At 63.5% G+C, this 11,026-nt stretch carries 7 protein-coding genes; all 7 read left to right on the top strand.

The window, feature by feature from the left end:
• The first annotated feature begins 250 nt into the window (after positions 1-250).
• On the top strand, positions 251-1,027 hold the full coding sequence (locus GEV06_26950; GenBank protein MPZ21498.1) for a helix-turn-helix domain-containing protein: 777 nt from the start codon (positions 251-253) through the stop codon (positions 1,025-1,027).
• A 325-nt stretch (positions 1,028-1,352) separates the two neighbouring features.
• Entirely contained in the window at positions 1,353-4,838 is a 3,486-nt protein-coding gene (locus tag GEV06_26945) for a hypothetical protein (protein MPZ21497.1), read from the top strand.
• Positions 4,839-4,927: 89 nt separating this feature from the next.
• Positions 4,928-7,201: a PQQ-binding-like beta-propeller repeat protein gene (locus GEV06_26940; protein ID MPZ21496.1), complete on the top strand. Its 2,274-nt coding sequence runs from the start codon at positions 4,928-4,930 to the stop codon at positions 7,199-7,201.
• A 435-nt stretch (positions 7,202-7,636) separates the two neighbouring features.
• Entirely contained in the window at positions 7,637-8,080 is a 444-nt protein-coding gene (locus GEV06_26935; GenBank protein ID MPZ21495.1) for a PQQ-binding-like beta-propeller repeat protein, read from the top strand.
• A 118-nt stretch (positions 8,081-8,198) separates the two neighbouring features.
• Positions 8,199-8,453, top strand: a complete 255-nt coding sequence (locus tag GEV06_26930) for a type II toxin-antitoxin system prevent-host-death family antitoxin (protein MPZ21494.1) — start codon at positions 8,199-8,201, stop codon at positions 8,451-8,453.
• Positions 8,416-8,862 (top strand): PIN domain-containing protein, encoded by a 447-nt coding sequence (locus GEV06_26925; protein MPZ21493.1) that lies wholly within the window; start codon positions 8,416-8,418, stop codon positions 8,860-8,862. The genes GEV06_26930 and GEV06_26925 overlap by 38 nt, the downstream gene beginning before the upstream one ends.
• A gap of 328 nt (positions 8,863-9,190) precedes the next feature.
• Entirely contained in the window at positions 9,191-10,543 is a 1,353-nt protein-coding gene (locus GEV06_26920; protein ID MPZ21492.1) for a hypothetical protein, read from the top strand.
• The last annotated feature ends 483 nt before the right edge of the window (positions 10,544-11,026 follow it).

The raw sequence follows: 11,026 nt of genomic DNA, 5'->3' as shown, positions 1-11,026 counted from the left end.
TAGGGGACATTTCTATTTCGCTCGCGAGGGGACATTATCACTTCGCTTCAACAGGCCACCGACAGGCCACCAAAGAGGCCGCCCCAACTGGGCGCCAAAAGCGGAGGGCGAGGGGCCTTGGCCGCCCAGCCGCCACCAGACGGCGACCGCTGCGGGGCGGGGCGAAGACGAAGGTGGACAGAACGCTCTGGAAACAGTTTCAGGAATTCGATATTCTGCGCGAGCAGACCTACTTTCCCCGATCGAAGCGATGCAAAAGAAAGCAGCCCTCGAAACACCCTCCATCCAGAGCTTGGGACGAGGTCTGTCGATTCTCGAAGCCGTGGCCGAGTCCTCCGAGCCGGTCCCGCTTCGGGTCCTGACGGATCGCCTCGGTATCGATCGAAGCAGCGTCTTCCGCTTGGCCAATACGCTGAAGCAGCGCGGATTCCTCACGCATCCGAACGGCCGAAAAGAGTACATCCTCGGACCGTCGGTCTGGCGCCTCTCGCGCAAATACGGCCTGAGCACACTCGTCACCTTCTGCCATGACCACCTCAAGACGCTGGCCGCCAAGACCGGCGAGACGGCGCACCTCGCGGTGCGAGAAGGCAAGCAAGCGCTGTTCATCGATCATCAGGCCGCGACGGATCAAGTGGTCGCCGTTTCGGGTCGAACCGGCGAGCTCATGCCCCTGTACTGCACCGCCCACGGCAAGGCGCTCATCGCGGATCTCGGGGCGGCCGATCTGCGAGCGATCCTTGGCGACCAACCGCTGCAGGCGTACACGAAGCGAACGATTGTCTCGATCGATCGTCTCGCGGAAGCGTGTGCCGCGATCAGCACCCGGGGGTTCGCGACCGACGATGGCGAGTTCCTCGAGGAAGTACGGTGTGTCGCGGCCCCAATTCGCGATCGGGATGGCACGGTCGTGGCCTCGATAGGCATCTCCGCACCGCTTACGCGCTTCTCCAAGAAGCGCTGCCTCAGCGCGGCTCAGCAGGCGTGCGCCGTCGCCCGCGATATCAGCACCGCTCTGACGACCTGACAAGCAGCCTCGCGCGGTCTTGAGACCGCAGGACGCCGATTCCACCCCAGATCGAGCCGACGCTTGACTCGGCTCGACCCTCGTTGGTAACATCCCGGCCCGCATTCATGCACAGGTTGTTGCACTATACGCAACAGTCGACCGAGGGGTGATCCGGTCGTACGTGAGCGGCGGTCAGCAGGGCGCTACGCACCTTGACGAGGTGGTGCGTTGACTGGAGGCGGCTCGCGTGCCGCGCCGGGTCGTCCCCGCACGTGCGCGCTCTGGAGGGCTCGGTGGCGCTGCCGGGCGTCGCCGCGGCATCCCAAGCTCTGGAGGAGGGGCCATGAAGGTTTTCGGAACACTTGCATTGGCGCTGTTGTGCGCCGCAGCGGCGTCCGCCCAAACAACGTCCGGCTCGATGACCGGCGCGGTCGTGGATTCCACGGGTGCAGTCCTGCCGGGGGCGACGATCACGGCCATCAACGAGCTCAACGGCCAGGAACGGACGAGCACGAGCGACGAGGACGGCAGCTTCGTGTTTCAGGCGCTCGCCCCCGGCGCGTACACGATCCGCGTGGCGTTGGAGGGATTCCAGACCTTGGAGCGCAAGGGCAACATGTTGATCGCCAGCGGACGATTGGCCCTTGGCGCGCTTCAGCTCGACGTCGGCGAACAAACCGAGTCGGTCACCGTGACCGCTCGTGGAGAGCGCGTCGCGACGACCACGACGTCCCATCAAGCCATTCTCGATCTCCAGCAGGTGACGAATCTCTCCATCCGCGGCCGAGACCCGGTCTCCCTGCTGAAGATCCTGCCCGGCGTCTCGCTCCTGGCCAACGACCAGGAAACGTTCGGCGGCAGCTACTCGACGCCGGTACCCAACATCCAGGGGGGTCGGGGCCAGACCCTCTACGTGGACGGCATCAACGGCGGCGACGGCGGCGGCGGCGGTAATTTCAGCGGTGCGACCAACCTCGATGCGATCGCGGAAGTCAACGTCCAAATGAGCGCCTACACCGCCGAGCACGGCCTGAAGGGCGGCGCCCAGGTGAACTTCATCACCAAGCACGGGGGGTCCGAGTACCGCGGCACCGCGTACACCTACCAGCGTCACGAGATGTTCAACGCGACGAACTTCTTCAACAACAAGGACGACGTCGAGAAACCCGAGTACCGCTATTCGACCATCGGCGGCAACCTTGGTGGGCCGGTGCCGAAGATTCCGGGGCTCAACCCGCAGGGAAACAAGCTGTCCTTCTTCTACTCGCTCGACGACACGCAGCTCAAGGATCCAAATCAGCTGCGGCGTTTTACGATGCCAACGGCGCGTGAACGGGCGGGCGACTTCTCGCAGACACGGACGACATCCGGCGATTTGATCGTCGTCCGCGATCCGCTGACCGGTGAGCCGTTCCCGGGCAACATCATCCCGCCCGATCGGGCCGATCCGCGCGGCATGGCACTGCTCAATCTGTTCCCGCTGCCCAACACGGACGGGTCGGGGTACAACTACCTCACGCAAGAAGACAGCATCGATCATCCGCGGCGGCAGCATCTCATCCGCGTGGACTACCGAGCCACCGAGCAGGACACCCTCGCCGTCAAGTATCAGACCTGGTACACGAAGAGCGTGGGATGGAACGTGGCGGGTGCGTCCGCGCGTTGGGGACTGGTCCGGCAACGCTACGACTTCACCGCGGACCAGGGCAAAATCGACTATACGCGCATCCTGGGGGCGAACACCGTGCTCGAGCTCGGCGCCGGCATCTTCTACAGCACCGAGGACGGGCCGCCCGAGAACGACGCGCAATTGGCGAGCATTCAGCGGAGCAGCTATCCCGAGCTGGCCAACCTGCCGCAGTTCGCGCCGATACACAACCCGCTCAATCTGATCCCGCGCGTGGACTTTGGCACGGTGCAGAGCAATAGCCGCGACATCGGCGAGATCACCTACGACGGCCGGTGGCCGATCTACGGCGCCGACACGGCGCTCAACACTGCCCTGACCCTGACCCACACGCGTGGTGCACACACGTTCAAGCTGGGCGTCATGCACGAGCACGAACGGTTCGGTCAGGCGCGCTCCGGGAACTTCGGTGGCGAGCTCAGCTTCCGGAGAGACGGCGCCGACCCCGGCAACACCGGCTTCGCCTACGCGAACGCGTTCATGGGGCACGTCACGGAGTACAGCGAATCCATGGGGCGCGTTGGCGACAACCGCCGGCAGAACACCCTGGCCTGGTTCGTCCAGGACACGTGGAAGATGAACAACCGGCTCACGCTGGATCTCGGCGTGCGCATGTACAAGTGGGACCATCCACACCAGGGTGGCGGCGAGGCATCGGTCTTTGGCTTCGATCGCTTCGATCCGGAGTGGGGCGGCAACCCACCGGTGCTGTTCGAGCCGACCATCACCGCCGATGGCCGCCGCGCGTTGAACCCGCTGACGGGCCAGGTCGTCCCTGAATCCTTCATCGGGCAGATGGTGCCCGGATCCGGCTATACCTGCGGCGTGATTACGCCGTCCACGCCGTGCGAGATCAACGGCATCGTGGTTCAGCAAGACGGCAGTTACGTCAAGGGTGGACGTGGATTCGTCGAGCCGATCGGCGTCTTGTTCGATCCGCGCGTCGGGATGGCGTATGCCATCAACCCCAAGACCGTGCTGCGCGCTGCAGGCGGCGTCTTCCACAACGCAACCGGTGGCCCGACCTTCGACGGCGGCCCGGCGTACAACTTCACGCGAACCATCCGTTACACCGATATGGACTCGTACCTGACGGGAACGGGTACGACGACGCCGACCGACGTCAACGGTATCGAGCGAGCCAACGCGAAGCAGCCTGTCACCTACCGGTATACCGTGGGGCTCCAGAGAGAAATCGGGTGGAACACGGTGCTCGACGTCGCGTACGTGGGTGACACCACGCACAACCTCGGCCTGGACTGGAACTACAATGCCCTCCCCGCCGGCGCACGGTTCTTGGCGGAGAATCGCGACCCCACCGTCGAGGCGACCGCCGCCAATCCGGGCGCGCTGCCCGATGAGTTCCTGCGTCCGATCACTGGCTTCGGCGATATCGAGATCAGCGCTCCGATTGGAAAGGCCTGGTACGACTCGCTGCAGCTGCAGCTCACACGCCGCTTCACCGGTGGGTTCGAGCTGGCGGGGAGCTATACGTGGGCCAAGGGCTTCGCGACGGGCCTGAATCAAAACAATCCGTTGCCCTCGAGCGTGGCCAAGACACGAAGCAATATTCAGGAGCACGTGGTCGTGGCAAGCTACATGGTCGATGTCCCTGCCGGCAGCAAGCTCGTACGCTGGGATCCTGCGAAGTGGGCGTTGGACAACTGGCGGATCTCCGGCATCAGCACGTTCGCCACCGGTGGCTTCTCGGACGTCGAGGTGGAATTCAGCGACGACTTCGACTTCTCGGGAGGCGGTGAAACCTGCGGCAACATCAACATGACCGCGGATCCGAATCTCCCGGCCGGCGAGCGGGCCGTCGACCGCTGGTTCGACACGAGCGTGTTCCAACGCCCCAGCGGACGGGGCGATATCGGGAACAACTGCTACAACGCCAAGATCCGCTTGCCCGGCTTCCACAATCACGACCTCTCACTCTTCAAGGATTTCCCGCTCAAGGGGAACCACAGGCTCCAGTTCCGGTGGGAGATCTATAACCTGTTCAACCACGCGCAATGGAACGAGGTGGATACGGAGGCGCAATTCGATACCACCGGCAGGCAGACCAATGCTGACTTCGGCACGGTCACGTCGGCACGCAACGAGCGCCGCATGCAGTTCTCGCTGCGGTATAGCTTCTAGGTAGGGCCGCCTCGCCGAGCCGGCCGTTGTCTCGGCGCGGCGTCCCGACGGGGCGTTCGGCGAACGCGCCCTACCTCGGTCAACAGATCATGAGATCCAACACTCGGCGTCTTTGGTTGCCTTTCTTGGGAGCTGCCGGCTTGATTGGTCTCCTCCTCGGAGCCTGGCTGGTCCGTGGCGCGTGGACCCTCGAGGAACAGCGGTGGACGACGTGGAGCGACTACGGCGGTTCGTCCGACTCAATGCAGTACTCGGCGCTCACGCAAATCAACAAGACCAACGTGAGCAGTCTCGAGTTGGCCTGGCACTATCCCGTGCCCGATCGCACGGGTAACTTTGGTTTCAATCCGATCGTCGTGGATGGCGTGATGTACGTGCTCGGGCGCGAGAACAACATCGTCGCGCTCGAGGCGACCACAGGGAAAGTAATCTGGTCGCATGCGGTCGATGGTGAGGGCAGCCCCGGTAATCGCGGCATCAACTACTGGGAAAGTGAGGACCGTTCCGACCGCAGGCTGATTTACGCGGCCAGCGGCGCGTTGTGGCAGATCGACGCGCAGACCGGCGAGGCAATCACCGCCTTCGGTGACAACGGCCGGGTCGAGATGCGAGTAGGACAACCGCGCGTCCTCGGCAGTCCCAGCGGCACACCTGGGCGTGTATACGAGAACCTGTTCATCACCGGCTCCAATACCGGCGAGCGATACTTCTCGCCTCCGGGCGACATCCGCGCGTACGACGTGATCACCGGCAAGCTGGTCTGGACGTTTCACACCGTCCCGCGTCCAAGCGAGCATGGCCATGACACCTGGCCGCCGGAGGCCTGGAAGTACGCCGGCGGCGCCAACACCTGGGGAGAGATCTCGATCGACGAGAAGCGAGGGATCGCCTATGTGCCCACCGGCTCTCCCACTCACGACCTCTACGGCGGTGACCGGCTAGGCGCCAACCTGTTTGCGAACTGTCTGCTGGCGCTGGATGCACGGACCGGGAAGCGCCTGTGGCACTTTCAAGCCGTGCACCACGATCTCTGGGATTACGACCTGACGGCCGCACCGAAGCTCTTGACCGTACGCCACGATGGCGAAATGGTCGACGTCGTCGCTCAACCGACGAAGTTCGGGTTTCTGTACGTATTTAATCGGGAGACCGGGGAGCCACTGTGGCCGATCGAGGAACGGCCGGTTCCCGCGAGCGACGTACCGGGTGAGAAAGCGTGGCCCACCCAGCCCTTCCCGACCAAGCCGCCCCCGTTCGCACGGCAGGAATTCAAGGAAGACGACATCAATCCCTATCTCGATCCGAAGGATAAGGAGGCGGTGCACAAGCGCTTCCTGGCGGCTCGAGCTGGGCGCGTATTCACACCGCAGCTTCTGGATCGCGAGCAGATCATGATGCCCGGACAGTTTGGCGGGGCGAACTTCGGTGGCAGCGCGGCGGATCCGGAGACGGGATTTCTCTACGTGCGAACGACGGATCATCCGACGATCCATCAACTCAGGGAATTTGACCCGGATGAGGAGCGCAAGAGGAGAGAGGGCTCTCCTGAAGTGCGGGGCCGCGCAGTGTACGAGCAAATGTGCGTCACCTGTCATGGCAAGCCTCAGCAAGGCGGCATCCAGACGATGGACCGCAGCGGCCTGATTGCCATCAGCGAACTGAGCGCGGACTATCTCGAGGCGCAGATCCGAGAAGGGCAAGGCCAGATGCCAGCCTTCACCGAGGACGTCATCTCCGACGACGACCTGGAAGATCTCATGGCGTTTCTAGGACGCCCGGCCGATGACGACGAGGAGCGAAGCCGCGAGCGCAGGCCGGTTGCCACCGATTCGGCGCGCAAAGATGGTATGACGCTCTACCCCGGCACTCGCTACACCGGTCCGCTCGGACGCGCGTTCCAAGCAGAGAGCGGCCTTTCCGCGATCGGCCCGCCCTGGTCGGAGATCGTGGCCTACGACCTCAACGAGGGCACCATAAAGTGGCGTGCGCCGTTCGGCACCAGCCCGGCGCTGGCGGCGCGCGGTATCACGAACACCGGCAACGGGCGGCGCGCCTGGCGAAATGGCCCCGTCGTCACGGCGGGCGGGCTGATCTTCGTTGGATCGTGGGCCGACCGTATGCTCCGCGCTTTCGACAAGGACAATGGCAAGCTGCTCTGGGAATACGAGTTGAACGCGAATCCCGAAGGCATCGTGTCGGTCTTCGAGGTGGGCGGCCGTCAATACATCGCCTTCTGTGCCTCGGGCGAGGAGGGCAACGAAACGCCGATAGAGGAGGCGTTCGAGGCGCGGCCCGGGCTGGCGTCGGCTCAAGGCTACTACGTGTTCGTGTTACCACAGACCGCTGACACCACGACGGACTAGCCAAGTGTCCGACCTTTAGGCCGGGCGCACAAATGCGAAAACTCCAGGGCGATCCTGTAGGACCGCCGACAACGGTATCGGAAATGATGCGACCCATCCGAAAGCTCGTCACAACGGGAGCACTGATCGCTTGCTTGACTATCCCCACAGGCGGGCAAGAAGCATTCGAGAGGGCGCCCGATGCGCTGGAACGCGTCTCGTGGCGGACGCGCACGCTCGTGGGTGAGGATCGCCTCACGCAGTGGAAATTCGGCATTCTCGCCAGCGCTCTTGCAGATCTCACCTTCCTCGAAGCCGTGGTCAGGGCCGATGCGGTGGCGGTGGACTTCATCGAAGGGTCGAACACGCAACCCGTCAGCCCGGACATCCAGAAGGCTCTGAACTCCACCCTCACCACAGAGGAGATTAGCGCCGCGCGGACCGGGATGGGCGAGGATCGGAGCACAGTGGCTGTCCGAGGACGGCCTGCCGACGATCGGTCCTCCGTGGTCGGAGCTGGTCGCGTACGACCTGAACGAGGGAACGATCGAGTGGCGTGTGCCCGTCGGCAACATTCCCTCGCTGGCGGCGAAAGGGATCACCAACACGGGCAGCTATCGCCCGAGAACCGGGCCCGTCGTCACCGCCGGAGGTCTGATCTTCCTCGCGTCCGGCGGCGATCGCACGCTTCGCGTGTACGACAAGGACAACGGACGGGTCCTCTGGGAGAAGCCGCTTGAAGCAAACCCAGACGGGATTCCGGCGGTGTTCGAGCGCCGTGGACGTCAGTACGTCGTCTTCTATGCGGCGGGCGACGAGGGCGGCGGATCTCGTACACCGGCGATGTTCAGGCCCGGCAAGCCGGAAGCTCAAGGCTACTACGCGTTTGCGCTGCCCTGAGTGTGGCGGCCGCGCAAGGCCGGGCCCATCAGGACGAAGAAGGCACGCACCAGAAGTCATGGCGCCACAACGAGGTTGGATGCTTGACTAGTCCACATCGCTTAGCTAACATCGGCGTATGCCCGAAACGGTCGTCAATATCCACGCCGCCAAGACACAGCTCTCCCGGCTAGTTGCGCGGGCCGAACGCGGGGAAAGAATCACGATTGCGCGGGATGGCAAGCCGGTCGCAGAACTTGGTCCTGCGCCGCGACGCACGCATCGGTTGCCACCAGAGGATCCGCTCCTCAACCTGGACGAATTCGCCATCGATGGTGCGGGTGGCAAGCTGACGAATGCCGAGATCGATCGGATTCTCTATGGCAGGTCGTGAGGTCTTCGTTGACACTTCCGGCCTCTACGCCCTCGTCGACAAGAACGATGCCCACCATAGTCCTGCCAAGAAGGTCGTGAAAGCGTTCCTCCGGGCAGGTCGACGATTCGTGGTCACCGATTACATCGTTGCCGAAGCCGTCACGCTTGCCAACGTGCGCAGCGGCGCGCATGTTGCATTGCGCGTGCTGGACTTGATCGAGCAAAGCGCCGGAATTCGTCTCGAGTGGGTTGGACCATCCCGCTTCGACACGGCAAAGAATTTCTTTCGAAAACACGCCGATCACGCGTACTCGTTTACCGACTGCTCGAGCTTCGTTGTCATGCGGGAGTTGCGCCTGACGCAGGCGCTGACGACGGATGGCCACTTTCCGGAGGCTGGCTTCGAAGCGTTATTGCCGGCACGCTGAGCCCACCCGCTCCGTCAGGCAACTACCGTCGACGACCTACTGTGCCAGACCCAGGCCCTACTCGTACCGGAGGGCCTCAATCGGGTCCGTGCGCGAGGCGCGGCGGGCTGGGATATACGCGGCCAGGAAAGCTGTCATCGTCAGGACGAGCCCTGCGGCGAGGAAGACGCTCGGGTCGCTGGGCGCTTGATCTCTCGAGATAGAGTACTTATCCTCCAAACTGTACAACTTCATTCGGGCTCTTGAATCCAGAAGCGCCCGCGCGTCACGAACCAGTCGGGCCGTCCCGGCGCGCCCGACCAACGACAAGCCTGAAGGAGGCACGAGGATGCAGAGGCGTACATTTCTGCGAAGCGCAGGCGCAGCCGTCGCCTGGACGGTTTTCTCGACGAGCAGAGTGCTCGGCGCCAACGAGCGCCTGCGGGTTGGGCTGATTGGTTGCGGCGGCCGTGGCCGACTCGTGATGCGAGACATACTGCAGGCGCCAGACACGGAGCTGGTGGGCGCGTGCGATGTGTATGAAGCCAACGCCCAGCAGGCCACCACCGAGATGGCCGGTGGGAGGGCTCCCACATTTCAGGACTTTCGCAAGCTGCTGGAGATGAAGGACCTCGATGCCGTGCTCGTGGCGACACCCGACCACTGGCACGCGATTCCCACGGTGCTCGCGCTCGACGCCGGAAAACACGTGTTCGTCGAGAAACCCTTCGCCCTGACGATCAAAGAAGGCCGGGCGATGGTCGACGCAGCGACACGGACGGGTCGTATCCTGATGCCTGCCACCCAACATCGCTCGTCGCCCCACATTGCGGAGGCGGCCCGGATGGTCCAGGCTGGAGAAATCGGAGACGTGAGCTTGGTTCGGGTCTGGAACTCCGGCAACAATGCGCAGGGCCCCGCAGAGAACGTTCCCGATTCCGACCCACCCGAGGGGTTGGATTGGGACTTCTATCTGGGGCCTTCACCACAGGTACCGTTCAACGAAACGCGGTTCTTGAGCACGTACCGCGTCTACTATGACTACGCAGGCGGATACATCACCGACTTCGGTAACCATCGCATCGACAGCGTCCACCAGATCATGAACGCGACGGCGCCCGTTGCGGTGTCCGCCTTTGGCCGCCGCGTCATGAAAGACAGCCCGGGTGACATCTTCGACCTACACGTGGCCACGTACGAGTATCCAACCTTCATCATGGAGTACGTGGCAAACTGGGCAAACGGACACGGTCTAGGTGGGCGCTACGAAGGACAGGAATACTACAGCATGGTCGGCAACCATGACCGGCCGCACGGACTGGCCTTCTATGGCACCCAGGGCACGCTCATGGTAGACCGCATCGGTTGGGAGTTGTACACGGAACCTCAGCGCCGCGGGCGTGAGAAGCAGGAGTCGCCATCGGCCGCGTCGGCGGGCACGAGGAAGGCCTTTCAAGGCGACGACGCAACCGCCCTTCACGCGCAGAACTTCGTGAAGCAAGTACGGCTGGGCAAGAAAGGTGCAGTGGATGAGATGATCGGGCATACGTCGACGACGGCCTGTCTCCTCGGCACGATTGCCGCCAAGACAGGGCGCCGGCTCACCTGGAACGCGAAGCAGGAAGACTTCGAGAACGATGCCGAGGCCTCGACGTTGCTGGGACGCAACCTGCGTGAACCGTACGCGTGGATCGAAATCTGAGGTTCTGTTGAACGTGTGATCACAAAATATGCAGGCGGTGCCATAACTGGGGCGGGATGAGCATCGACCAGTGCGCCCAGACGAACGCGGTCACTCGGATGCTCCAGGTCTCGCATCACCGTGCCGCGAAACACCGACTTGGTCAGCGTGGTGACCGCGGCGCTGCGAATGAAGGGATCGTCATCGGTCAACGCGGCCCGCAGGCGCTCGTAGTCCTCGGGCGCAGCCAACGTGTAGAGCTCGTTCAGGCGGGCCACGGCCGGTGACGGCTCGGCAGGGGTGGACGCGGCGCGCGGTGGCACCGTCGCCACGCCATCGCGGGGCGTCACCTTCCAGATTCGTCCTCGCTTGTGGGTCGTGTAGTCGATCAGCATCCAGTCACTGATGTAGATGGTGCCATCAGGGGCCGTCGCCAGACCGGAAGGACGAAACGGCGATTTCTTGGTGTCGTGTCCTTCGCCTTGGAGAAAGATCTCGCCCGTG

The organism is Luteitalea sp. (assembly GCA_009377605.1).
Lineage (GTDB): Bacteria > Acidobacteriota > Vicinamibacteria > Vicinamibacterales > Vicinamibacteraceae > WHTT01.
Note: the sequence above shows the minus strand (reverse complement) of the source record. Positions and strands in the feature narration are given on the sequence as shown.

Coding starts and splice junctions, on each gene's coding strand:
- GEV06_26950 (MPZ21498.1), top strand. CDS start 251: ATGCAAAAGAAAGCAGCCCTCGAAACACCCTCCATCCAGAGCTTGGGA.
- GEV06_26945 (MPZ21497.1), top strand. CDS start 1,353: ATGAAGGTTTTCGGAACACTTGCATTGGCGCTGTTGTGCGCCGCAGCG.
- GEV06_26940 (MPZ21496.1), top strand. CDS start 4,928: ATGAGATCCAACACTCGGCGTCTTTGGTTGCCTTTCTTGGGAGCTGCC.
- GEV06_26930 (MPZ21494.1), top strand. CDS start 8,199: ATGCCCGAAACGGTCGTCAATATCCACGCCGCCAAGACACAGCTCTCC.
- GEV06_26925 (MPZ21493.1), top strand. CDS start 8,416: ATGCCGAGATCGATCGGATTCTCTATGGCAGGTCGTGAGGTCTTCGTT.
- GEV06_26920 (MPZ21492.1), top strand. CDS start 9,191: ATGCAGAGGCGTACATTTCTGCGAAGCGCAGGCGCAGCCGTCGCCTGG.